Here is a 23,947-nt window from a genome sequence, read left to right on the forward strand (position 1 = left end):
TTCTAATATCCAATCCAAGGACCGCTCCATGATCGCTCGCACCTGCATCGCCATTGCCGCCGCAACCCTGCTGTCTGGAACTGCCTGCGCAGCGCCGCTGACCGCCACCCAGATGCTGCAACAGTTCAATGTTGTCGTCAGCGGCAATCTGAGCTCCACCTCGCACGTGGACGGCCGCGCCTACGTGGGCCTGAACGCCAATGGCGGCGACTATGTGCAGCACGCCGGCGATACGCCGGCCTCGGCCTATGCCGGCCTGACCGTGGGCGGCACGCTCAGCGGCAACGTGCATGTGAACGCGCTGGGCCTGGTCACCGGCGGCGACGCCAACGGCATCAACGTCAACAGCGGCGCGTCGTACGTCGGCGGCGCTGCGAGCAATTCCAGCTTCAATGGCGCGGCCTGGGTCAGCGGCAGCGCCAACGGCGTCAACTTCAACGGCGCCGGCCATGCGGCCAGCTACGTCAACACCAATAACAACAACGTGCTGAACGCGCCGACCAGCCTGATGAACAGCACGCTGGCGGCGTCGACCTCGACCAATTTCGGCGCGGTGATGACCGGCCTGTCGAGCCAGCTGTCGGCGTTGCATGCGACCGCCGGCACTTCGGTCGCATATAGCAACAACGACAGCAACGTGCTGCTGAGCGGCACCGCCGTCAATGGCGTGCTGGTGTTCGACCTGACCCACGAAGACAGCAAGATCTTCTCGAACAAGGTGACCGATATTTCGTTCAACCTGGGCGGCGCCACCACGGTGATCTTCAACACCGACGACAGCATGCTGAGCCTGAACGCCAATTTCAACCAGGCGCAGGCCCTGGGCAGCAAGCTGATCTGGAACTTCGCCGGCCACGACACCAGCGTCAGCGTCGGCCGCACCTTCGGCGGCCAGGTGTTGGTGGCCGATGGCAGCTTCAGCAATGTCGGCGGCGCCAATGTCGAAGGCGGCGTGTTCGCCAAGACGCTGAACCAGTTCGGCGAGATCCATCTCCAGAGTTTTACCGGCTCGGTGCCGACCGCGCCGGTGCCGGAACCGGAAACCTATGCCATGTTGCTGGCCGGCCTGGGCTTGATGGGGGCGATGCTGCGTCGCCGCAAACAGCCAGGTTGAAAGTGCTTTGCGGCAACGGAACGTGATATACTTGAAGTAATTTAATTTGCTATCAAGGAACTATTCATGGTCGCTGTCACGAAAACCGCTGTTTCTGCTGTCGTTCTTGCAATTGCTGCCCTGGGTAGCGCGCAGGCTGCCGTGCTGGATCTGGGGCTGCATGGCGCCAATGTCTTCTCCTTCACCGATTTCAAGGCGCCCAGCGCCGACGTCGAAGGCGCCATCATGGCCGGCCGCGATGTGCAGCTGGCCAATTACTCGGTCAACGCCAACAACGTCGATGCTTTCGGCGGCTATGCGCTGATCGCCGGCCGCGACCTGAAATTCACCAGCGGCTCGATCAAGAACGGCGACGCCTTTGTCGGCGGCAAGTCCAGCCTGACCCAGAGTGTCGATGTGTACTCGAAAATCAAGACCGGCGCCGCACCGGTCAACATGGCTGCGCTGGCCGGCCAACTGACGGCGACGTCGACTTCGCTGTCCAAGTTGTCCACCACCGGCAGCGCCACCGAGCAGTGGGGCGGCCTGAACATCGCCGGCAGCAAGCAGAGCGTGGAAGTAATCGACATCGACGCCAAGACGCTGTCGAAAGTCACCTACTTCAACTTCAGCAACCTGAACGCCGGCTCCACGCTGATCCTGAACGTCAGCGGCGACAAGGGCAGCTTCAACGGCGGCTACCAGGGCTTCGAGAACTACAACGTGCTGTTCAACTTCTACCAGGCGACCGACCTGGGTATCCACACCGGCCTGACCGCGAATATCCTGGCGCCGCTGGCCAGCGTCAACGGCGGCAGCGGCGTGATCACCGGCAATGTGATCGTCGATTCGTGGAGCTCGTCGGTGCAGATCAATGCCAGCCATTACTTCAAGCCGACCGACGTCAGGGGCTACGTCAGCGCCGTGCCGGAACCGGAAACCTATGCCATGCTGCTGGCGGGCCTGGGCCTGGTGGGCTTTATGGCGCGCCGTCGCAAGCAGGCCGCGGCACGCTGATCGCCGACAGCACCATATCGACGATGACCTTCTCGGCATCGTCGAAGTCCTTCCTGGTGAGCTGCTTGCGGTTCAACACCAACGCCATCTGCGCCGAAAAGTCCGCATAGGACTGCGTCATCGCCCAGATGGCGAACAGCAGGTGCGTCGCATTGATCGGCGCAATCTTCCCCTCGCTGATCCACTTCTCGAACACCTCGATATCCTTGCGCACCAGCGGCACCACGCGGTTCTGGATCTGCGCGCCGTACATCTGCGCGCCGCTGATCACCTCCATCGCGTACACGCGCGAGGCCCACGGCTGTTCGCGCGAGAATTTCAGCTTGGCCTGCACGTAGGTGCGCAGCACGTCGCGCGGGTCCTGGTCGCCGGAGGCCAGGTTTTCCATCCGCTCCAGCCACTCGTCCAGCACCTCGTCCAGCACGCGCTGGTACAGCGCCTGCTTGGTGGGGAAGTAGTACATCAGGTTCTGCTTCGACAGGCCGGCGTTCTCCGCCACGGTGGCGATCGAGGTGCCCTCGTAGCCGCATTCGGCGAACACCCGCACCGCCTCGGCGGCGATGTCGGCTTCCAGTTTGTCGCGATTGAGAACGCGCCGTTTGATCTTCGGCGCTGGCTCGGCATTCAGTTTTGCTGTCGGCATGTGAGTCTCAGGAAGGTCAGGAGTTGAGGATGGTCGGTGTAGGCCACGTTGAAGCGGAACCAGATCGATTCCGGCGCGCGCAGCATGAAGAAATCGCACGGCGACAGCAGGATGCCGGACTTGAGCGCCAGGTCGGCGATGATCTTGCCGTTCCAGTCGGCGCTCGGCGCCTCGCTCCAGCCGGCGCTGACGAACATGCCGCCGCGCGGCCTGGCCAGCGGCTCCATGCCGACGCTGCGCAGGCTGTCGATGGCGCGTTCGCGGCCGGCCTCCAGCTGGGTGGCCAGCTTGTCCACCATGCGCTTGTAGGGCCGCGCGGTGATGGCGTGATAGACGGCGCGCTCGTTGATCTCGGAGGTGGTCAGGCCGGCCAGCATCTTCACCCGCAGCAGCTCGGGGATCAGCGAGGCCGAGGCGCAGATCGAACCCACGCGCAGCACCGGCGACAAGGTCTTGGAGAAGCTGCCGACGCGGATCACGCGCCGCAGGCCGTCCATCGCCGCCAGCGAGGCTTCGCCGCGCGGCGCCAGTTCGCGGTAGATGTCGTCCTCCACCAGCCAGAAATCGAACTGCTCGGCCATGCCAAGCAGGCGGTGCGCCTGCGCCACGCTGAGCGAAGTGCCCAGCGGGTTTTGCAGCACCGTGTTGACGAACATGAGCTTGGGCTGGGTTTGCGCGGCCTGCCGCGCCAGCGTGTCGAAATCCAGGCCTTGCTCGCCGCGCGGTATGCCGACCGGCACGCAGCCGTGGTGGCGGACCAGCGACAGCAGGTTGCTGTAGCCGGGATCTTCGACCAACACGGTGTCGCCCGGCTTGGTCAGCGTGCGCAGGATCAGGTCGAAGGCGTGGGTGGCGCCGTGGGTCAGCAGCACCTGTTCCGGCTCGACCGGGAACAGTTCATCGCTCAACGTGGACGACAACTGCTGGCGCAGCGACGGGAAGCCCAGCGGATGGCCGTAGCCGCGCAGCCGGTTGGCGGGGATGCGCATCGCGTGGCGCACGGCGTCGAGGATGGTGTCCTCGCCGTACCACTCGGGCGGCAGCCAGCCGGCGCCCACGGCCAGCGCGTCCGAGGTGCCGGAATACAGATCGGGGGTGAGGGCGTCGATGGCGGTCGGCGCGGCTTGCAAGGTCGACGGCAGCAAGGTCGCGGGCACGTCCTGGCGGGCCACAAAATAGCCGGAACCGCGCCGCGATGACAACAGCCCCAGCGTCACCAGACGGTCATAGGATTCGACAACTGTAAAGGTACTGATGCCATTACACTTCGCGAATTGCCGCACCGACGGCATTTTGGTTCCGATGCGCAACTCCCTGCGGCCCACCATCGCGCTGATGGCCGAGACGATCTGGTCGACCAGGCTGCCTTTCCTGCTGCGCTCTATGGCGAGCACGGGCCAGCCCACCGCTCCGGGCGGGCAGTCGGCTTGATCGATCGCAGGATTCGCTAGCTCCATCCTTGACTCCACTTAAAGCGCAAAGCAAAACTGTAGTGTTTTTGTTGCCAGTACGGTTGGGCAGTTTTGATATTTGTGTATCTGTGCCATAGTTGTTGCGCTGTCTATTATTGCATCATCATTTTGCCAACTGGTAAATTTTTTTACGGTTCGTCAAAAAAATCCATACGTTTGCGAGCAAACTGTTATCCCAGGAGATGAGCATGAACGAATCCAGACCTGAATCGATGGCGTCCTTCTGGATGCCCTTCACGAACAACCGCGATTTCAAAGCCCATCCGCGCCTGCTGGTGTCGGCGCAGGGCATGTACTACAAGGACGTCGACGGCAACAGCATCCTGGACGGCACCGCCGGCCTGTGGTGCGTGCCGTGCGGCCACGCGCAGCCGAAGATCGTCGCCGCCGTGCGCGAGATGGTGGGCCAGCTCGATTTCGCGCCGACCTTCCAGATGGGCCACCCGGCCGCCTTCGACCTGGCCGAAAAGCTGATGGAGTACACCAACCATAAGTTCGGCCACGTGTTCTACACCAACTCCGGTTCCGAGGCGGTGGACACGGCGCTGAAGATCGCGCTGGCGTACCACAAGGCGCGCGGCGAAGCGAGCCGCACGCGTTTGATCGGCCGTGAGCGCGGCTATCATGGCGTCGGCTTCGGCGGCATCTCGGTGGGCGGCATCGCCGGCAACCGCAAGCCCTATGGCGTGATGCTGCCCGGCGTCGATCACCTGCCGCACACGCACAACCTGGAGAAGAACGCCTACACGCGTGGCGAGCCGGAATACGGCACCGAGCTGGCCGACGAACTGGAACGCATCGTCGCGCTGCATGACGCCTCGACCATCGCCGCGGTGATCGTCGAACCGGTGGCCGGTTCCACCGGCGTGCTGATACCGCCCAAGGGTTACCTGAAGCGCCTGCGCGAGCTGTGCACCAAGCACGGCATCCTGCTGATCTTCGATGAAGTGATCACGGGCTTCGGCCGTTTGACGACGCCGTTCGCGGCCGACTACTTCGACGTCGAGCCGGACATGATGACCACCGCCAAAGGCCTGACCAACGGCGTGATTCCTATGGGCGCGGTGTTCAGCAAAAAATTCATCCACGACGCCTTCATGGAAGCGCCGGCCGGCATTGAACTGTTCCACGGCTACACCTACTCGGGCCACCCGGTGGCCTGCGCCGCCTCGCTGGCGACGCTGGAAGTGTTCAAGGAACAGAAGATCCTCGAACACGCGGCCGGCATGGCCGAATACTGGGCCGACGCGGTGCACTCGCTCAAAGGCCTGCCGCACGTGATCGACATCCGCACCATCGGCCTGATCGCCGGCATCGAACTGGCGCCCATCGCCGGCAAGCCGGGCGCGCGCGCCTTCGCCGCCTTCAAGCAGGCCTTTGCCGACGGCGTCTTGATACGCACCACCGGCGACATCATCGCTCTGTCGCCACCGCTGGTACTGGAGAAAAAACACATCGACGAACTTTTTGGAAAGCTGACGACGGTACTTAAAAACTTAAACTAACGAGGAGAACACCATGCTGGTAGGCGTCCCAAAAGAGATCAAGAACCAGGAGTCCCGCGTTGGCCTTACCCCGGCCAGCGTGAAGGAACTCGTATTGCGTGGCCATCAAGTACTTGTGCAGAAAAATGCCGGCGTCGCCATCGGCTTGAGCGATGCGATGTATGAAGGCGCCGGCGCCACCATCGTCGAAGCGGCGGCCGAAATCTTCGCCCGCGCCGAGATGATCGTCAAGGTAAAGGAACCGCAGCCGGAAGAATGCGCGATGCTGCGCAAAGGGCAGATCCTGTACACCTACCTGCACCTGGCGCCGGACCCGGAGCAGACCAAGGCGCTGGTGGAATCGGGCGCGGTCTGCATCGCCTACGAAACCATCACCGGCGCCAACGGCGGCTTGCCGTTGCTGGCGCCGATGAGCGAGGTGGCGGGGCGCATGTCGATACAGGCGGGCGCCGCGCACCTGGAGAAATCCAAGGGCGGCATGGGCCTGCTGCTGGGCGGCGTGCCGGGCGTGGCGCCGGGCCATATCGCCATCATCGGCGCCGGCGTGGTCGGCACCAATGCCTTGCAGATGGCGGTCGGCATCGGCGCGCGCGTGACGATCCTGGACAAGAACATCGACCGCCTGCGCCAGCTGGATCTGATCTACGGCAACCGCATCTCGACCATGTATTCGAACGCGCACTCGATCGAGGAAGCGGTGCTCGATGCGGACCTGGTGATCGGCGGCGTGCTGGTGCCGGGCGCCGCCGCGCCCAAGCTGGTGACCAAGGACATGATCGCGCGCATGAAGCCGGGCGCGGTGGTGGTGGACGTCGCCATCGACCAGGGCGGCTGCTTCGAAACCTCGTACGCCACCACGCACGAGAAGCCGACCTACGTGGTCGACGGCGTGGTGCACTACTGCGTGGCCAACATGCCGGGCGCCGTCGCCCGCACGTCGACCTTCGCACTGAACAACGCAACCATAGTCCATGCGGTAGCGCTGGCCGACAAGGGCTGGCAGAAAGCGCTGAAAGCCAACCCGCATCTGAAGCACGGTTTGAATGTCTGTCTCGGCCAGGTCACCTACGAAGCGGTGGCGCACGGCCTTGGCTATACCTATGTAGACCCGGACAGCCTGCTGGGCTGATGCCGAAATTTGAAAGAAGATCATGAGCAACCTGGACACCATCACCCATTACATCAACGGCGTTAAAGTCGATACGCAAAGCGGCCGCTACGCGGACGTGTTCAATCCCGCGCTGGGCGAACCGGTGGCCAGGGTCGCGCTGGGCACGACGGAAGAAGTCGATGCCGCGGTGCGCGCCGCGGAAAAAGCTTTCCCGGCGTGGGCCGCCACGCCGCCGCTGACGCGCGCCCGTGTTCTGTTCAAATATCTGCAGCTGTGCCAGCAGCACACCGACGAATTCGCGGCGATGCTGACGCGTGAACACGGCAAGACCTTCGCCGATGCGCAGGGCGAAGTGGCGCGCGGCATCGAGATGGTGGAATTCGCGGTCGGTATTCCGCAGCTGTTGAAAGGCGAATTCACCGACCAGATCTCGCGCGGCATCGACGCCTGGTCGATGCGCCAGGCGCTGGGCGTGGTGGCCGGCATCACGCCGTTCAACTTCCCGGTGATGGTGCCGATGTGGATGTTCCCGGTCGCTATCGCATGCGGGAACACTTTTATTCTCAAGCCTTCCGAGCGCGATCCGTCGCCGTCGCTGCTGCATGCGCGGCTGCTGAAGGAAGCCGGTTTGCCGGACGGCGTGTTCAACGTCATCCAGGGTGACAAGGTGACGGTCGATGCCTTGCTCGATCATCCTGTGGTGCAGGCGGTGAGCTTCGTCGGTTCGACGCCGATCGCCGAATACATCTACTCGCGCGGCTGCGCTGCGGGCAAGCGTGTGCAGGCTTTGGGCGGCGCCAAGAACCACATGGTCGTCATGCCGGATGCGGACATGGAGATGACCGTCGATGCGCTGATGGGCGCGGCCTACGGTTCGGCCGGCGAGCGCTGCATGGCGATCTCGGTGGTGGTGGCGGTTGGCGATGCGGGCGACAAGATCGTCGACGCACTGGCAAAGCGCACCGCCGCACTGAAAGTGCGCGACGGCATGGCGTCGGATGCCGAAATGGGGCCTGTCGTTTCCAGCGCGGCCAAGCAGCGCATAGAGCGCTTGATTGGCGAGGGCGTGGCGCAGGGCGCGACACTGGTGGTCGATGGGCGCAACCACGTTGTGGCCGGGCGCGAGAACGGCTTCTTCATCGGCGGTACTTTGTTCGATCACGTCACGCCGGATATGACGATCTACAAGGAAGAGATTTTCGGCCCCGTGCTGTGCATGCTGCGTTCGCCGGACGTGGGCAGCGCGGTGGAGCTGATCAACCGTAACGAGTACGGCAACGGCGTGGCGATCTACACGCGCGATGGCGGCGTGGCGCGCGAGTTCGTGCGACAGATCCAGGTCGGCATGGTGGGCGTGAACGTGCCGCTGCCGGTGCCGATGGCCTTCAATAGTTTCGGCGGATGGAAGCGCAGCCTGTTCGGCGACCACCACGCATATGGCCCCGAAGGCGTGCGTTTCTACACGCGCCACAAGGCAGTGATGCAGCGCTGGCCGAACACCGCAAGCGCTGGCGCAGAATTTGCATTCCCACAGATGAAGTAATCGCCACCACGTCTAGCCAGGAAATCGTATGATGATCGAATCTCTCAAATACATGCCCCAGCCGAAGGAAGCCAATGCCACACTGGCGGAACACTTCACTGACCTGGCACCCGCGCTGAATGCGCGCCAGGCCGCGATCGAAAGCTCGCGCTGCCTGTATTGCTACGATGCGCCGTGCACGCGCATCTGCCCGTCGGATATCGACGTCGCCAGTTTCATCCGCAATATCCACGACGAAAACGTCAACGGTGCGGCGGTCGGCATCCTCAAGCAGAACATCCTGGGCGGCAGCTGCGCGCGCGTCTGTCCGACCGAGATCCTGTGCGAGGACGCCTGCGTGCGCAACCACGACGCCGAAGGCCAGCCGGTGAAAATCGGACTGCTGCAGCGCTATGCCATCGACAACATGACGCTCACCGGGCACCCGTTCGCGCGCGCCGCATCGACCGGCAAGAAGATCGCCGTGGTCGGCGCAGGTCCAGCGGGACTGTCGTGCGCACACCGCCTGGCGATGCTGGGCAACGACGTGGTGATCTACGAAGCGAAGGAAAAATCCGGCGGCCTGAATGAATACGGCATCGCCAAGTACAAGCTGACCGACAATTTCGCGCAGAAGGAAGTCGACTTCCTGCTGCAAATCGGCGGCATCGAAATCAAGCATGGTCAAGCTCTGGGCGGCAACGTGGAGCTGAAGGACCTGCACGCGCAATACGACGCCGTGTTCCTCGGCCTGGGACTGGGCGCCAGCAAGCAGCTGGGCCTGACCGGCGAAGACGCTCCCGGCCTGTTGGCCGCCGTCGACTACATTGCCGCGCTGCGCCAGGCCGACGACCTGAGCAAGCTGCCGCTGCCGGCGCGCGCCATCGTCATCGGCGCCGGCAATACCGCGATCGACATGGCGGTGCAGATCCAGCGCCTCGGCGCGGAAGAGGTCACGCTGGTGTACCGTCGCGGCTTCGACGCGATGAGCGCCACCGAACACGAACAACACATTGCGAAAGAAAACCAGGTCCGCATGCGCACCTGGGCCCAGCCGCAGCAAGTGCTGCTGGACGAAGCGGGCCGCGTGCGCGGCATGCGCTTCGAGAAAACCGCAATCACCAACGGCCGTCTGGCTGGCACCGGTGAGACTTTCGAGATCGCGGCCGACGCCATCTTCAAAGCCATCGGCCAGAGCATGGACGAAAAGAGCATCAGTGATCCACTGGCGAAAACGCTGAAACGCGACGGTGACAAAATCCACGTCGACGATCAGTTCCGCACAGTCCTGCCGCGCATCTACGCCGGCGGCGATTGTGTGGCGCCCGGACAGGACCTGACCGTGCAGGCGGTACAGCACGGAAAACTGGCGGCCCACGCCATCCATCACGACATTAACGGTATGAAGGAGGCTGCATAATGGCTGACCTGAGCATAGAATTCTGCGGCATCAAGTCCATCAATCCGTTCTGGCTGGCCTCCGCGCCGCCGACCGACAAGGCCTACAACGTGGTGCGCGCATTCGAGGCGGGTTGGGGCGGCGTGGTGTGGAAAACGCTGGGCGAGGATCCGGCCGCAGTCAACGTATCGTCGCGCTACTCGGCGCACTACGGCAAGAACCGCGAAGTCCTCGGCTTCAACAACATCGAGCTGATTACCGACCGTTCGCTGGAAATCAACCTGCAAGAGATCACGCAGGTGAAGAAGGACTGGCCCGACCGCGTCATCATCGTTTCGCTGATGCTGCCGTGCGAAGAGAAGCTGTGGGCCGATATCCTGCCGCTGGTGGAAGCCACCGGCGCCGACGGCATCGAGCTCAATTTCGGCTGCCCGCACGGCATGCCGGAGCGCGGCATGGGCGCGGCCGTGGGCCAGGTTCCCGAATACGTGGAGATGGTCACGCGTTGGTGCAAGACGCACTCCAAGCTGCCGGTCATCGTCAAACTGACACCCAACATCACCGACGTGCGCGCACCGGCGCGCGCCGCCAAGGCCGGCGGCGCCGATGCGGTCTCGCTGATCAACACCATCAACTCGATCACCCACCTGGACCTGGACCAGATGGTGGCCTTCCCGATCGTCGGCGGCGCCAGCACCCACGGCGGCTACTGCGGTTCGGCCGTCAAGCCGATCGCGCTGAACATGGTCGCCGAGATCGCCCGCGATCCGCAGACCAAGGGGCTGCCGATCTCCGGGATCGGCGGCATCGGCAACTGGCGCGACGCGGCGGAGTTCATGGCGCTCGGTTCGGGCTGTGTGCAGGTCTGCACCGCCGCCATGCTGCACGGCTTCCGCATCGTCGAAGAGATGAAGGACGGCCTGTCGCGCTGGATGGACGAGAAGGGCTACAAGAGCATCGGCGAATTCGTCGGCAAGGCCGTGCCGAATACGACCGACTGGAAATACCTGGACATGAACTACCAGGTGATCGCGCAGATCAACCAGGACGACTGCATCAAGTGCGGCCGCTGCTACGTGGCGTGCGAAGACACGTCGCACCAGTCGATCGCGCAGCTGATCGACGCGGCCAGCGGCGTGCGCACGTATGAAGTCATCAAGGAAGAATGCGTGGGCTGCAACCTGTGCGAAATCACCTGCCCGGTGCAGGGCTGCATCACGATGGTGCCGCAGAACACAGGCAAGCCATACATGAACTGGACACAGGACCCGCGCAACCCGCGCGCGGAGAACATCAAGGTGACGGAAACGGTATAAATGGTATAAATGCGCGGTACAAGGTACGGAACTTGCAGCGATAGAAGGACATATCAACCTTTGGAGAAAGCCCCGTGAGCAAAGAACTCTCTGGCAGCACGCAACTCTGGAACGAAGACCTGGCACCGACCACCGAGGCGCAACGCACCTGGCGCTGGTATCACTTCGCCGCGCTGTGGGTCGGCATGGTGATGTGCATACCGGCCTACACGCTGTCCGCCAGCTTGATTGAAGGCGGCATGTCCGGCTACCAGGCCGTGCTGACCGTGTTCCTCGCGAACGCCATCGTTCTGTTGCCGATGCTGTTGATCGGCCATGCCGGCACCAAGTACGGCATTCCGTATGCGGTGCTGGCCCGCTCTTCGTTCGGTACCTCCGGCGCGCGCTTGCCGGCGCTGATGCGCGCCATCGTCGCCTGCGGCTGGTACGGCATCCAGACCTGGTTCGGCGGCCAGATGATCTACACGCTGCTCGGCGTGATGATGGGCGGTGACATCGGCGGCGACAAGATCGCGGGCCTCGGCATCAACGGCGGTCAGTTGTTGTGCTTCCTGGCTTTCTGGGGCATCCAGTTCTGGTACATCGTGCACGGCATGGATGCGATCCGCAAGCTGGAAACCTATACCGCACCGCTGAAGATCCTGATCTGCTTCGTGCTGCTCGGCTGGGTCTACAACAAGGCAGGCGGCTTCGGCGACCTGCTGTCGGCGCCTTCGCAGTTTGTCGCCGGCGGCAAGAAGGCCGGCCAGTTCTGGTCCGTGTTCTGGCCTTCGCTGACGGCGATGGTAGGCTTCTGGGCCACGCTGGCGTTGAACATTCCCGACTTCACGCGATTCGCCAAATCGCAGCGCGACCAGGTGCTGGGCCAGTCGGTAGGCCTGCCGGTGCCTATGGGCCTGCTGGCGATGATGGCGGTGATCGTCACTTCCGCCACGGTGGTCTTGTACGGCAAGGCGATCTGGGATCCGGTCGACCTGGCCAGCCGCATGACCGGCGCCGCGGTGCTGATCGCGCTGTTGATACTGTTGATCGATACGGTGTCCGTCAACCTGGCGGCGAATCTGGTCGGCCCGGCCTATGACTTTTCGTCGCTGGCGCCCAAGCAGATCTCGTACAAGGTGGGAGGCTACATCACGGCCGGCATCGCGATCGTAATGATGCCCTGGAAGATACTCGAGTCCACACAGGGCTATATCTTCACCTGGTTGATCGGCTATTCGGCGCTGCTGGGGCCTATCGCCGGCATCCTGATCGTCGACTACTACATGGTGCGCAAGACGGAGTTGAACGTCTCCGAGCTGTATCGCGAAGACGGCCAGTACTCGTATGGCAACGGCTGGAACATGGTCGCGCTGGTGGCGTTTGTGGTCGGCGTGCTGCCGAATATCCCCGGCTTCCTCAATGCCGCTTTCCCGGCGTCCTTCCCCGATGTGGCGCCCGCCTTTAAAACGATCTATACCTATGCCTGGTTTGTGGGAATCGCTATTTCCGCGCTGGTGTATGGAGTTATGATGAAGGGCAAAGCAGTTCCCGCGATCCGGGCTGCCCACCCCTAAAGAGATTCAGGAGATGTCTATGACAACTATCATCCGCGGCGGCACTGTCGTCAACGCCGACCGGGCTTTTCGCGCCGATGTGCTCTGCTACGGCGACAAGATCGTCGCCGTCGGCGACAACCTGGATGCGCCGGCGTCGGCCAAGGTGATCGACGCCAGCGGCCAGTACGTGATGCCGGGCGGGATAGATACCCACACCCATATGAACCTGCCCTTCATGGGTACCGTGACGCAGGACGATTTCTACACCGGTACGGCGGCCGGCCTGGCCGGCGGCACCACCACCATCATGGACTTCGTGATCCCGGCGCCGAAGCAGAACCTGATCGAGGCCTATCACCAGTGGCGCGGCTGGGCGCAGAAGGCCGCCGGCGACTACACCTTCCATGTGGCGATCACCTGGTGGGACGAGACGGTGCACCGCGACATGGGCATCCTGGTGCGTGAGCATGGCGTCAACAGTTTCAAGCACTTCATGGCGTACAAGAACGCCATCATGGCCGACGACGAGACCCTGGTGAAAAGCTTCCGCCGTTCGCTGGAGCTGGGCGCGATTCCGACCGTGCACGCCGAGAACGGCGAGCTGGTTTATCAGTTGCAGCAGGACCTGCTGAAGAAGGGCATGACCGGACCGAGCGCGCATCCGCTGTCGCGTCCACCGGCAGTGGAGGCGGAAGCGGCCAACCGCGCCATCGCCATCGCCAATGTGCTCAACACGCCGGTGTACATCGTGCACGTCTCGTGCGCCGAATCGCTGGACGCCATCACCCGCGCCCGCGCCAACGGCCAGCGCGTGTACGGCGAGGCGCTGGCCGGCCACCTGGTTATCGACGACAGCGTGTACCAGAGCGAGGACCTGGACTTCGCGGCTGGCCATGTGATGAGCCCTCCGTTCCGCAGCAAGCACCACCAGGCCGCGTTGTGGCATGGTCTGCAAGGCGGCAACCTGCACACCACCGCGACCGACCACTGCACCTTCTGCGCCGAGCAGAAAGCCGCCGGCAAGGACGACTTCACCAAGATCCCGAACGGCTGCGGCGGCGTGGAAGACCGCATGTCCGTGGTGTGGGATGCGGGCGTCAACAGCGGCTTGCTGACGCCGTCGGAATTCGTCAAGGTGACGTCGACCAACGCCGCGCAGATTTTCAATATGTATCCACGCAAGGGCGTGATCGCCGTCGGCGCCGACGCCGACATCGTGGTGTGGGACCCGGAAGGCAGCCGCACCATTTCGTCGTTGACGCAGTTTGCCAAGGGCGGGTTCAATGTATTCGAAGGCCGCACCGTGCGCGGCGTCCCGAGCACCACGCTGGCCGCCGGTAACGTCGTGTTCCATCGCGGTGTGCTGATGGCGGTGGAGGGCGCGGGCCGGCATATCGACCGTCCGTCGTTCAAGCCGACGTCGGCGCGCTAATCAAAGAGGAGTAGAGCAATGAGCGAAATGCGCATCAATGGCGACCGCCTGTGGGCGGCGCTGATGGAACTGGCCCAGATAGGCGCCACCGCCAAGGGCGGTGTCAAGCGCCTGGCCCTGACGGACCTGGACAAGCAGGGCCGCGACCTGGTGGTCGGCTGGGGCAAGCAGGCCGGCATGTCGGTCACGGTCGACCAGATCGGCAATGTCTTCATGCGCCGCGACGGCACCAACAACGCGCTGCCGCCGGTGATGACCGGCAGCCATATCGACACCCAGCCGACCGGCGGCAAATTCGACGGCAACTACGGCGTGCTGGCCGGCCTGGAAGTGGTGCGCACGCTGAACGACTTGAAGATCAAGACCGAGGCGCCGATCGAAGTCGCCTTCTGGACCAATGAGGAAGGCTCGCGCTTCGTGCCGGTGATGATGGGTTCCGGCGTGTTCTGCGGCGCCTTCAGCCTGGAGACGGCCTACGCCGCCAAGGACACCGAGGGCAAGACCGTCGGCGAGGAACTGGCGCGCATCGGCTACAAGGGCGACCAGGTGCCGGGCGACCATCCGATCGGCGCCTACTTCGAAACCCATATCGAACAAGGCCCGGTGCTGGAAGACGCCGACAAGGTGATCGGCGTGGTGCCGGCGGTGATGGGCCTGTCCTGGTACGACTGCGTGGTGACCGGCATGGAAGCCCACGCCGGCCCAACACCGATGGGCCTGCGCAAGGATGCGTTGCAGGTGTCGACCCGGATCATGCAGGAAGTGGTGGCCATCGCCAACCGCTACCCGCCGTATGGGCGTGGCACAGTCGGCATGGTGCAGCTGTTCCCGAACAGCCGCAACGTGATACCTGGTGAGGTCAAGTTCAGCATCGACCTGCGCAACGTGAACGATGAACTGCTCAACACCATGCACGAAGAGATGTTGGCTTTTATCGACGCGACCCGCAGCGAAACCGGCTTGAAGATTTCGATCGAGCGCGTGTCCTACTACCCGCCATGCCCATTCCACCCGGAGTGCGTGGACGCGGTGCGCAACGCCACCGCCAAGCTGGGATATTCGACGATGGACGTGGTCTCCGGCGCCGGCCACGATGCGATCTACGCCGCGCGGCTGGCGCCTGCCGGCATGATTTTCGTCCCTTGCAAGGATGGCATCAGCCACAATGAAATCGAGGACGCCAAGTCCGAACACCTGGAAGCAGGCTGCAACGTTCTGTTGCATGCGATGCTGGAGCGCGCCCGTATCGTTTGACCGCCGCCCGGCCGGGAGGCATACTGACTCGTAGTGGGCTATTGAGCCCACAGGAATGGATCAGGGCTTTCCCGGCTTTCAACATGCAAGAACCACCACCATCCCACGCGGCGGCCCTGGAGACAGACTGCCTGACGGCCACCCTGGAAAGCATCTCCGATGCGGTCCTGATGCTGGACCGTAGTTGGAGTATCCGCTACATGAACGGCAATGCGGAACGGCTGCTGCAGGTGCTGCGCCGCGACGTGACGGGCAAGAACGTCTGGAAGGTATTCCCCGAAGCGGTCGACGGCCCGTATTACCGCGCCTATCACCTGGCGGTGGAGACCAACAGCCTGGTGGCTTTCGAGGAGTACTACGCGCCGCTCGATCTGTGGACCGAGATCCGCGCCTATCCGTCGCAGCAGGGCGTGACGATCTACTTCCGCGACATCAGCGAGCGCAAGGCCATCGAGGCGCAGATCCACAACATGGCTTTCTACGACAAGCTCACCGGCCTGCCGAACCGCCAGCTGCTGCTGGACCGCGCCGGTCATGCGCTGTCGCTGGGCCACCTGGGCGCCATGCTGTTCATCGATCTGGATAACTTCAAGATCATCAACGACACGCGCGGCCACGACAAGGGCGACATGTTGTTGCAGCTGGTCGCAGCCCGCCTTGTCGCCGAGGTGCGCGAATGCGATACGGTGGCCCGTTTCGGCGGCGATGAATTCATCGTGCTGCTGGAGGATCTGGGTAGCACCGAGAACGACGTCGCCAGGGCGGCGCAGGATATAGCACTCAAGATCGTCCGTGCCTTCGCCGAGCCGTTCGATATCGAGGGAATGGAACAATACAGCACGCCCAGTATCGGCATCACGGTTTTCAGCGGCGCCTGCGGTGTGGACGACGTGCTGAAACGCGCCGACCTGGCCATGTACCAGTCCAAGGCGGCGGGGCGCAACACCGTATCGTTCTTCGACCCGGCGATGCAGGCGCGCGCCAGCGCGCGGGCCGCGCTGGAAGCCGACATGCGGCGCGCACTGGGCAATGACGAATTCGTGTTGTACTACCAGCCGCTGATGGGGGTGGGCGGTAGCATGGCCGGCGTCGAGGCGCTGGTGCGCTGGCAGCATCCGCAGCGTGGCCTGGTGCCGCCCGTCGAATTCATTCCGGTGGCCGAGGAGTCGAGCCTGATCCTGCCGCTGGGGCGTTGGGTGATGCGTGAGGCATGCAGCCGGCTGGCGCAGTGGGCCGGCGACGCGCGCACTGCCGGGATGGAAGTCGCGGTCAATGTCAGCGCTTCGCAATTCCACCGGCCGGACTTCGTCGAACACGTGCTGGAGGTGCTGGCGCAGACCGGCGCCCGCGCCGACCGGCTGCGGCTGGAACTGACGGAGAGCCTGCTGTTAAAGGATGTCGAGGGAACGGTAGCGAAGATGCAGCAGCTGCGCGCCGCCGGCGTCAGCTTCGCGCTGGACGATTTCGGTACCGGCTATTCGTCGCTGTCCTATCTGCACCGGCTGCCGCTGGACCAGCTCAAGATCGACCGGTCCTTCATTTGGAGCGCGGTCAAGGAAGACAGCGGCGCCGCGATCGTCCGCATCATCGTCTCGCTGGGCAAGGCGCTGAACATGTCGGTGCTGGCCGAGGGCGTGGAGACGCAGGAGCAGCTCAACTTTGTCATCGCCGAAGGCTGTCAGTATTATCAAGGTTATTTATTCAGCAAGCCACTGCCTGAGCCGGAGCTGCTGACACTCATCGCAGGCTTATAGTTTGATGCATTCGGATCCAAGGCAAGCCTACCTCGATGGAAATCACCATATGGCCGCCGGCGACTTCGCCGCTGCGGAGCATTGCTTTTTGCTGGCCCTGGTGCTGGAGCCCATGCATGGCGCCGCGCGCGCCAATCTCGGTTATCTGAAGGAGCGGCAGGGCGCGCTGGCGGAGGCGGAGTTCCACTATCTCCTGGCGATTTCGCTGATGCCCGGCCATGCACAGCTTTACCAGAATCTGGGCGTGCTGCTGTTGAAGGCGAAGCGCTTCGAAGAATCGGAGGCTGCGGCACGCATGGCACTGGAGCTGGCGCCGGAATCGCTGTCCGCGTGGAGCCAGCTGGGCGTGCTGCTGGCGTGCGTCAAGCGCGAGCACGAGGCCGAGCAATGCTACCGCCGCGCGCTGGCGCTGGACCCGGAGCATGCGCGGACCCGCTTCAACCTGGCCTACGTCCTGCTGCGGCAAGGGCGCTTTGAGGAAGGCTTGCCCTTGCTGGAGGCGCGCTGGCAGTTCGACTCCTTGGCGCATACCTTCACCTGCCCCCGCTGGGACGGTGAACCTTTGCATGGCAAGTCGGTGGTGATCGTGCTGGAGGCGGGGCAGGGCGACATGATCCAATTCTGCCGCTACGCCGCGCAGTTGAAGGTGCGGGGCGCGTCGCGCGTCGCCGTGATATGCCACGCGTCGTTGAAGCGGCTGTTCGCCACGTTGCGGGGCGTCGACCGGCTGTATGCCTTGGGCGATCCTCTCCCGGATGAGCCATGGGACTACTGGACGCATCCGATGCGCCTGGCCGCCACGCTGGGCATCAGCCTGGCCTCCATGCCGGCTGCGACTCCTTACCTCGCGGCGGAGCCTGAGCTGGTGCGGTATTGGGCCGGCCGCCTGCCGCAGCAAGGCCTGCGGGTTGGCCTGGCATGGCAAGGCAATCCGGATTTCGAGAACGATGCCGACCGTTCGCTGCAGTCGCTGGAGACGCTGGCGCCGCTGGCCGCCGCCGGATCGGTGCATTTCGTCAGCCTGCAAAAAGGCAGGAGCGAGGATGAGGCATTGAACCCGCCCGACGGCATGTCGCTGTACGCGGCCGGTCCGCAGCTGCGCGACTTTGCCGACACCGCTGCCGTCATCGCCAATCTCGATCTGGTGATCAGCGTGGATACGGCGGTAGCTCATCTGGCGGGCGCCCTGGGCAAGCCGTGCTGGGTGCTGCTGCCCGATTATCGCTGCGACTGGCGCTGGTTGACCGGGCGTAGCGATACGCCATGGTATCCGGCGATGCGCCTGTTCCGGCAATCCACAGCCGGCGACTGGGCGCCGGTGATCGACGCCGTCGGGCGCGAATTGCCCCTGTTGCGCGGCGATTAGACTGTAGCGGCGCCCCGTTTGAAAGATGTTGACTCGTCCCCCGCTCTCTGGTCAACTAGATTACTCGAAAAAGAAGAAGCGCTTGACCTGACTCTCTGAGGGGTTACAAGATGAATGGGGACATTACACGCCGCAGTTTCTTGAAGGCCAGCGTGGTCGCTGGCGTTTCCGTCTACATCGCGCCCCTGGGCGGCAAGGCGCTTGCCGCCCTGTTCGAGGAAAAAATCCTCACGCCAGTCGCCTGGGACGGCAAGGCCGGACTGGCCAAATTCCGCATCGACGGCCTGTCCAAGGTGACCGGCGCCAAAGTCTTCGCCCGCGACATCCGCTCGCGCGACATGCCGCACTGGCCGCAACAACAAGCCCACGCCCTGATGCTGCGCACCACCCGCGCCGACGCGCTGTTCGACGGCATCGACCTGTCCCTGCTGGGCGCGGACCTGAAGCCGGACCGTATCGTGACGGCGGAAGACCTGGTGCGCGACGGCATCGCCTTCCCTGGTTTCTATGGCACAGACATGCTGCTGCCGATCGGGAAGCAGCCCGCCTATCTGGGACATGCGGTGGCGGTCCTGATCTTCAACGACTTCGCCCGCTTCCGCGCGGCCAAGGATGCGCTGCAGTTCAAGGTGGGCGTGGTGCGCTACGGCGCCGCCGCGCCGCCGATGGAGCGCGACCCGTGGGGCACCTTCCGTTTTGTGCGGGTGGGCGGCGCCACGTCGGCCGACATGGACGTTTTCTCCAGCCTGAAAAACGCGCCGGTGTTCCCGAGCGCGATGCGCAAGCAGCAGCCGGTCTGGCCGGACGGCATAGAACACGGCAAACTGGGCGAGCAGGGCATGTACTACGCCAACCAGATCAAGGAAGAACTGGACCGCCCGCCGGCCGACTGGCTGGTGCTGGAGCGCGACTACAACACGCAGTCGGTGGACACGGCCGCGATGGAGCCAGACAACGCCAACTGCTGGTACGACGCCGCCGCCCAGGCGCTGCACATGGTGGTGCCGACGCAGTCGCCGCAGGAGGTCATCGACAGCACGATAGAAATGCTCAAGAAGAGCAAGTTCCCGCTCAAGAAGCTGTTCCTGCATCCGTGCTACACGGTGGGCTACGGCTCCAAGGACCACTACAGCTTTCCGTTCTACGGCCTGATGACGGCGCTCTACGCGAACGGCATTCCGGTGCGGCTGGCCAACGACCGCTACGAGCAGTTCCAGTCGTCGATCAAGCGCCATGCGTTCAAGCTGAAATACCGCATCGCGGTCGACCGCAAGAGCGCGATGCTGCAATCGTTCCAGGGATACTTTGAAGCCAACGGCGGCGGGCGCTGTAATTTTTCGCCGTCGGTGGCGATGGTGGCGGCGACGGCCGCGCAATCGATCTACTATTTTCCGAAGAACGATTTCGCCGCCGTCGCCATCGCCTCGCGCGCGGTCGATGCCGGCTCGGCGCGCGGCTACGGCACCTTGCAGAGCATGGCCGCAACCGAAATGATGATGGACGAATTCGCGGAAAAGCTGGGGCTCGACGCGATCGACTTCCGGCTGAAGAACGCGTTGCGGTCGGGGATGAAGAACACGCAGGGCGCGATTCCGGCCGGCGCGGTGCGGGTCGACGAGGTGCTGCAAAAGGCCAAGGTCCATCCGTTGTGGACCGGCCGCGCCGGCGCCAAGCGCGCGTTCGAGGCGGCGCATCCCGGCCACCGCTACGGCGTGGGATTCGCCTGCGTACAGAAGGACTTCGGCACCGGTGCCGAGAGCTCTTTCGCCAAGGTGCAGATCAACGCCGACGGCGCGATCGACCTGTCGCACAGCGGCACCGAGATCGGCACCGGCATGTCGACGTCGCAGGCGGTGGCCTGCGCCAAATGGCTGGGCAAGCCGGCCGGCACGGTGCATACCGCCGTCACCGAATGGGACGACCTGCCGGTGGTCAGCAGCGGCGATCCCTACATCATGAGCCAGGCCGACCAGGACAAGCTGTCGGCCAATCCGCGTTGGTCGCCGACCTACTGTTCTCCCGCCAGCGCCACCAATTCCGCCTACTACTTTACGCACAGCACGCGCGAGGCGGCGCGGGTGGTCTTCATGCACGGCCTGTGGCCGGCCGCGATGGCCATCTGGAGCGAAGGCTATGCCGGTGGCCAGGCGGCGTCGCTGGTGATACGGGTGGAGGACGCGCGCTGGGTCGACGGCAAGCTGTCCGCCGGCGGCTTGCAGGCGCTGTCCTGCGAGCAGCTGGCGCAAAAGGCGCACGAGCTGGGATTGGTGACCGGCGCCACGGTGCACGTGTTCAACCGCTGGCAGTGGAGCGAGGCGGAGTTCGACGTCGACGGCGCCGGCGTGCGCCTGCCGATAGACGGGCTGTCGCTGCGCTACGGCGATGGCGCGGACAAAGGCAAGAAGGCCAGCATGAGCTCCACCGGCGGCTACCATGTGCTGAACCGCAAGCGCGTGTTCATCGCGCCGGTGCAGCGCAATAACGCCACCGTCACTTACTACAGCGCGGTGGGTACGCTGGTCGAACTGTCGGTGCACGAGGCCAGCGGCAAGGTCGAGCTGCTCAGCCATCATTCCATCATGGAGTGCGGCAGCATGCTGTCGCCGCAGCTGGTTTCGAGCCAGTTGCAGGGCGGCCTGGCGATGGGCATCGGCCATGCGTTATACGAGCAGCTGCCGTTGTACGAAGACGGTCCGGGCAACGGCACGTGGAACTTCAATCGCTACCAGCTGCCGCGCGCCAGCGATGTCGCGGTGTGGCGGCAGACGGCGGATATCCTGCCGCCGTTGACGGAGACCGACACGCCCAAGGGCATCGCTGAGGTGGTGATGATTCCCGTGGTGGGCGCCATAGTCAACGGCATCGCGCACGCCATCGGCCACCGCTTCACCGACTTGCCGGTGACGCCGGAACAAATCCAGGAGGTGCTGGCATGAGCATCGCGACCAAACCGATTACGCTCAACATCAACGGCAAGACGGTTGGCCCGCTGCCGGCGCCGGAAGGCCTGATGATGATCGATTTCCTGCACGAGTACCTTGACCTGACCGGCTCGCGCCTGGGCTGCGGGCAGGGCGTCTGCCACGCCTGCGTGGTGATCCTGGACAAAGCCGACGGCACCAGCGAGGAAGTCCGCTCCTGCATCACCGGCGCGCATTTCTTCGATGGTAAAAAAGTCCGCACGGTGGAGGGCCACGCCAAGTTGAACGACAAGGGCGAAGTCGTGGCGCTGTCGCCGGTGCAGCAAAAATTCCTCGAACATTTCAGCTTCCAGTGTGGCTACTGTACCCCGGGGTTTGTGAACGCGGCCACGGTGCTGCTGGAGCGCTTGAAGCGCACACCGGTCAGCCGCGACCGGATCGACGACACCATCACCGAAAGCCTGAATGACCACATCTGCCGCTGTACCGGCTATGTGCGCTATTTTGAAGCGGTCAAGGATGTCGTGCTGAATACACCCGGGCTGGTGAAGGAGGGCAAATGATGAGCCGCCATCCCACACTTTGCGCGTCCCTGGCGCTGCTGGCCGTATTGTCCGGCGGCCTGCAGTCCGCCGCCGGCAGCGATGCCGTCACGCGTGGACGCTATCTGGTCAAGGTGGCCGATTGCGCCGCCTGCCACACGTCCGCCACCGGCGCGCCGTTTGCCGGCGGCGTCGAACTGAAATCCGACTTCGGCACTTTTTACGGCACCAACATCACGCCGGACAAGGAGCATGGCATCGGCAAATGGACCGCCGGGGAGTTCTACGCGGCCCTGCGCGACGGCGTGGCGCCGGACCGGCATCTGTATCCGGCCATGCCCTACACCTCCTACCGCTCGATGAGCCGCGCCGACAGCGACGCCATGTTCGCCTATCTCATGCAGATCAAGCCGGTGGCCGTGGCCAGCAAGGCCGCCGATCTCAAGTTCCCATACAACATGCGCTTCGGCATGCGCTTCTGGAACATGCTGTTTTTGAAGGACACGCTGCCCGACGCGTCGGCCGGCCAGTCGCCCGCCTATCTGCGCGGCCGCTACCTGGTCAACACGATGGGGCACTGCGCGGAATGCCATACGCCGCGTGGCGCGCTGGGGCAGATGGATGGAATGAAACCGTTGAGCGGCAGCGCGATGGCGCGCATCGCTGCGCCGGATATCTCGCCGGCCGGACTGTCGGCATCCGGATGGACGGCGGCCGACCTGGCGTCGTTCCTGGGCACCGGCGTCGCGCCGCAAGGCTCGGCCTACGGCGAGATGTTCGCCGTGGTGCACCTGAGCACCCAGCATTTGACGCCGGGCGACATGTGGGCCATGACCACCTATCTGCTGGGCGACAAACCCTTGCCGCCGCAGCCGCTGAAGCCCGTCGCGGCCACCGGCGATGCCGCGATCGATGCTGGCCGTCGTACCTACATCGCCGTCTGCGCCGGTTGTCATGGCGCCGATGGCGGCGGCAAGCCGCATGTGGCGGTGGCGATGAAGGGCAACACCACGGTGCGCAGCGCCGATCCGCACAACCTGATCGCCGTCACGCTGGACGGCATCGAAGCGCAGCGCTTTGGCGCGAAGGAGAACATGCAGGCGATGCCGGGTTTCGCGAAAAAGTTGAGCGACAAAGAAATCGCCGGCTTGAGCAACTTCCTGCGCGCGACCTGGGGCGGGCAGGCCGGTACGGTCGGCGAGTCGCAGGTGAAGGATCTGCGGACGGCGGAAAAGCCGTGATTCACTGTCTAATCGGGAGGCTTCGTGCTTGGTAAGTCTCGTTTGGCAGCAGTGCTGCTCTTCGCCTACGGCATTGCCCATGCCGGGGCCTACCGCTGCGTATCGCTCAACTATCCCCCATTGATCCAGCAGGACGCCGGCGGTCCGGTGCACGGTCTGGCGGTCGACATCGTCGCGACGGTGATGGCGGGTCTGGGCCATACCGTCAGCGTCGAAATCCTGCCATGGGGCAGGGCGCTGGCGTTGATCCGGCAGGGCGAGCGTGACTGCATCTTCACGATCTTCCAGTCGCCGGAGCGCGAACAATTCCTCGACTTCAGCCGCGAATCGCTGATTCCGCAGATTATTTACTTCTACGCCAGGGACGACCACAGCGCCCGCTTCGACGGCGACTTCGCCGCGCTGGCCGGACTGCGGGTGGGCACCGTGCTGAGCGTGAACTACGGCGCTCGCTTCGAGGCGGCGCGCCCGCAACTGGCGATTCGCGAGGTGCCCACGCTGGAGCAGAACTTCCGCAAGCTGACACTGGGCCGGGTCGATCTGATTCCCAGCAATGTGTACACCGCCAGCTACACGCTTGACAAGCTGGTCGGCGCCGACCTGGCCAGCCATATCGTCAAGCTGCCGCAGGCGATCGACAGCGTACCGAGTTACATTGCCTTCGCCAAGGGGCGCCAGTTGACCGCATTGCGCGACCAGTTCGACCAGGGCCTGCGCGCCCTGATCGCCAGCGGCGAATACCGCCGGCTGCTCGAGCGCCACCGCATCGAGTGGACGCCTGAACTGAGCCGGCAGGTCGAGGGGCGCTAGCCCGGCATGAC

18 protein-coding genes are annotated in these 23,947 nt (G+C 64.0%); 16 read left to right on the forward strand and 2 right to left on the reverse strand.

From position 1 onward, the window contains the following. Nucleotides 1-28: 28 nt before the first annotated feature. A complete protein-coding gene (locus AC1RMD_RS12255) occupies nt 29-1,114 on the forward strand; it encodes an FxDxF family PEP-CTERM protein (RefSeq protein WP_492926896.1) in 1,086 nt (361 codons plus the stop codon). Nucleotides 1,115-1,180: 66 nt separating this feature from the next. Next, nucleotides 1,181-2,110 (forward strand): choice-of-anchor A family protein, encoded by a 930-nt coding sequence (locus AC1RMD_RS12260; RefSeq protein WP_492926897.1) that lies wholly within the window; start codon nt 1,181-1,183, stop codon nt 2,108-2,110. Here AC1RMD_RS12260 and AC1RMD_RS12265 read toward each other — a convergent pair. Both AC1RMD_RS12265 and AC1RMD_RS12270 read right to left on the reverse strand, forming a co-directional pair. After that, nucleotides 2,073-2,753: a TetR/AcrR family transcriptional regulator gene (locus AC1RMD_RS12265; protein WP_217942989.1), complete on the reverse strand. Its 681-nt coding sequence runs from the start codon at nt 2,751-2,753 to the stop codon at nt 2,073-2,075. The two genes, AC1RMD_RS12260 and AC1RMD_RS12265, sit on opposite strands and share 38 nt — an antisense overlap. Next, on the reverse strand, nt 2,735-4,210 hold the full coding sequence (locus tag AC1RMD_RS12270; protein ID WP_492926898.1) for an aminotransferase-like domain-containing protein: 1,476 nt from the start codon (nt 4,208-4,210) through the stop codon (nt 2,735-2,737). The genes AC1RMD_RS12265 and AC1RMD_RS12270 overlap by 19 nt, the downstream gene beginning before the upstream one ends. 203 nt (nt 4,211-4,413) lie before the next feature. Here AC1RMD_RS12270 and aptA point away from each other — a divergent pair, with 203 nt between their 5' ends. The 14 genes from aptA to AC1RMD_RS12340 all read left to right on the forward strand — a co-directional run bounded on the left by aptA (nt 4,414) and on the right by AC1RMD_RS12340 (nt 23,936). Next, the gene (gene aptA / locus AC1RMD_RS12275) at nt 4,414-5,730 is read left to right on the forward strand and encodes an omega-aminotransferase AptA (RefSeq protein WP_492926899.1); all 1,317 of its coding nucleotides are present in this window, start codon (nt 4,414-4,416) and stop codon (nt 5,728-5,730) included. Nucleotides 5,731-5,743: 13 nt separating this feature from the next. Then, complete coding sequence (gene ald / locus AC1RMD_RS12280; protein ID WP_492926900.1) at nt 5,744-6,859, forward strand: alanine dehydrogenase; 1,116 nt, start codon at nt 5,744-5,746, stop codon at nt 6,857-6,859. 22 nt (nt 6,860-6,881) lie between these two features. Further along, a complete protein-coding gene (locus AC1RMD_RS12285) occupies nt 6,882-8,384 on the forward strand; it encodes a CoA-acylating methylmalonate-semialdehyde dehydrogenase (RefSeq protein WP_492926901.1) in 1,503 nt (500 codons plus the stop codon). Between the two features lie 28 nt (nt 8,385-8,412). Continuing rightward, nucleotides 8,413-9,783: an NAD(P)-dependent oxidoreductase gene (locus AC1RMD_RS12290; RefSeq protein ID WP_492926902.1), complete on the forward strand. Its 1,371-nt coding sequence runs from the start codon at nt 8,413-8,415 to the stop codon at nt 9,781-9,783. Next, nucleotides 9,783-11,078: an NAD-dependent dihydropyrimidine dehydrogenase subunit PreA gene (gene preA, locus AC1RMD_RS12295; RefSeq protein WP_492926903.1), complete on the forward strand. Its 1,296-nt coding sequence runs from the start codon at nt 9,783-9,785 to the stop codon at nt 11,076-11,078. Before AC1RMD_RS12290 ends, preA begins: the two co-directional genes overlap by 1 nt. Before the next feature lie 74 nt (nt 11,079-11,152). Further along, nucleotides 11,153-12,634 (forward strand): NCS1 family nucleobase:cation symporter-1, encoded by a 1,482-nt coding sequence (locus AC1RMD_RS12300; RefSeq protein ID WP_492926904.1) that lies wholly within the window; start codon nt 11,153-11,155, stop codon nt 12,632-12,634. A gap of 19 nt (nt 12,635-12,653) precedes the next feature. Further along, the gene (gene hydA / locus AC1RMD_RS12305; RefSeq protein ID WP_492926905.1) at nt 12,654-14,048 is read left to right on the forward strand and encodes a dihydropyrimidinase; all 1,395 of its coding nucleotides are present in this window, start codon (nt 12,654-12,656) and stop codon (nt 14,046-14,048) included. An 18-nt stretch (nt 14,049-14,066) separates the two neighbouring features. Further along, the gene (locus tag AC1RMD_RS12310; RefSeq protein WP_492926906.1) at nt 14,067-15,302 is read left to right on the forward strand and encodes a Zn-dependent hydrolase; all 1,236 of its coding nucleotides are present in this window, start codon (nt 14,067-14,069) and stop codon (nt 15,300-15,302) included. Between the two features lie 83 nt (nt 15,303-15,385). Further along, nucleotides 15,386-17,056 (forward strand): putative bifunctional diguanylate cyclase/phosphodiesterase, encoded by a 1,671-nt coding sequence (locus AC1RMD_RS12315; protein ID WP_492926907.1) that lies wholly within the window; start codon nt 15,386-15,388, stop codon nt 17,054-17,056. A gap of 49 nt (nt 17,057-17,105) precedes the next feature. Next, nucleotides 17,106-18,422: a tetratricopeptide repeat protein gene (locus AC1RMD_RS12320; RefSeq protein ID WP_492926908.1), complete on the forward strand. Its 1,317-nt coding sequence runs from the start codon at nt 17,106-17,108 to the stop codon at nt 18,420-18,422. 110 nt (nt 18,423-18,532) lie between these two features. Continuing rightward, nucleotides 18,533-21,358 carry a xanthine dehydrogenase family protein molybdopterin-binding subunit gene (locus AC1RMD_RS12325; RefSeq protein WP_492926909.1) on the forward strand — a complete coding sequence of 942 codons (2,826 nt, stop codon included), beginning with the start codon at nt 18,533-18,535 and terminating at the stop codon, nt 21,356-21,358. Beyond that, nucleotides 21,355-21,906 carry a (2Fe-2S)-binding protein gene (locus AC1RMD_RS12330; protein WP_492926910.1) on the forward strand — a complete coding sequence of 184 codons (552 nt, stop codon included), beginning with the start codon at nt 21,355-21,357 and terminating at the stop codon, nt 21,904-21,906. Before AC1RMD_RS12325 ends, AC1RMD_RS12330 begins: the two co-directional genes overlap by 4 nt. Beyond that, nucleotides 21,903-23,126: a c-type cytochrome gene (locus AC1RMD_RS12335; protein WP_492926911.1), complete on the forward strand. Its 1,224-nt coding sequence runs from the start codon at nt 21,903-21,905 to the stop codon at nt 23,124-23,126. The genes AC1RMD_RS12330 and AC1RMD_RS12335 overlap by 4 nt, the downstream gene beginning before the upstream one ends. 51 nt (nt 23,127-23,177) lie before the next feature. Continuing rightward, complete coding sequence (locus AC1RMD_RS12340) at nt 23,178-23,936, forward strand: substrate-binding periplasmic protein (protein ID WP_492926965.1); 759 nt, start codon at nt 23,178-23,180, stop codon at nt 23,934-23,936. The last annotated feature ends 11 nt before the right edge of the window (nt 23,937-23,947 follow it).

Source organism: Duganella sp. GW822-FHT06D06 (assembly GCF_058799615.1).

Excerpts from the sequence above, each read along its gene's own strand:
- AC1RMD_RS12255 (WP_492926896.1), top strand. The coding sequence starts at position 29 with ATGATCGCTCGCACCTGCATCGCCATTGCCGCCGCAACCCTGCTGTCT.
- AC1RMD_RS12260 (WP_492926897.1), top strand. The coding sequence starts at position 1,181 with ATGGTCGCTGTCACGAAAACCGCTGTTTCTGCTGTCGTTCTTGCAATT.
- AC1RMD_RS12265 (WP_217942989.1), bottom strand. The coding sequence starts at position 2,753 with ATGCCGACAGCAAAACTGAATGCCGAGCCAGCGCCGAAGATCAAACGG.
- AC1RMD_RS12270 (WP_492926898.1), bottom strand. The coding sequence starts at position 4,210 with ATGGAGCTAGCGAATCCTGCGATCGATCAAGCCGACTGCCCGCCCGGA.
- aptA (WP_492926899.1), top strand. The coding sequence starts at position 4,414 with ATGAACGAATCCAGACCTGAATCGATGGCGTCCTTCTGGATGCCCTTC.
- ald (WP_492926900.1), top strand. The coding sequence starts at position 5,744 with ATGCTGGTAGGCGTCCCAAAAGAGATCAAGAACCAGGAGTCCCGCGTT.
- AC1RMD_RS12285 (WP_492926901.1), top strand. The coding sequence starts at position 6,882 with ATGAGCAACCTGGACACCATCACCCATTACATCAACGGCGTTAAAGTC.
- AC1RMD_RS12290 (WP_492926902.1), top strand. The coding sequence starts at position 8,413 with ATGATGATCGAATCTCTCAAATACATGCCCCAGCCGAAGGAAGCCAAT.
- preA (WP_492926903.1), top strand. The coding sequence starts at position 9,783 with ATGGCTGACCTGAGCATAGAATTCTGCGGCATCAAGTCCATCAATCCG.
- hydA (WP_492926905.1), top strand. The coding sequence starts at position 12,654 with ATGACAACTATCATCCGCGGCGGCACTGTCGTCAACGCCGACCGGGCT.
- AC1RMD_RS12310 (WP_492926906.1), top strand. The coding sequence starts at position 14,067 with ATGAGCGAAATGCGCATCAATGGCGACCGCCTGTGGGCGGCGCTGATG.
- AC1RMD_RS12315 (WP_492926907.1), top strand. The coding sequence starts at position 15,386 with ATGCAAGAACCACCACCATCCCACGCGGCGGCCCTGGAGACAGACTGC.
- AC1RMD_RS12320 (WP_492926908.1), top strand. The coding sequence starts at position 17,106 with ATGGCCGCCGGCGACTTCGCCGCTGCGGAGCATTGCTTTTTGCTGGCC.
- AC1RMD_RS12325 (WP_492926909.1), top strand. The coding sequence starts at position 18,533 with ATGAATGGGGACATTACACGCCGCAGTTTCTTGAAGGCCAGCGTGGTC.
- AC1RMD_RS12330 (WP_492926910.1), top strand. The coding sequence starts at position 21,355 with ATGAGCATCGCGACCAAACCGATTACGCTCAACATCAACGGCAAGACG.
- AC1RMD_RS12335 (WP_492926911.1), top strand. The coding sequence starts at position 21,903 with ATGATGAGCCGCCATCCCACACTTTGCGCGTCCCTGGCGCTGCTGGCC.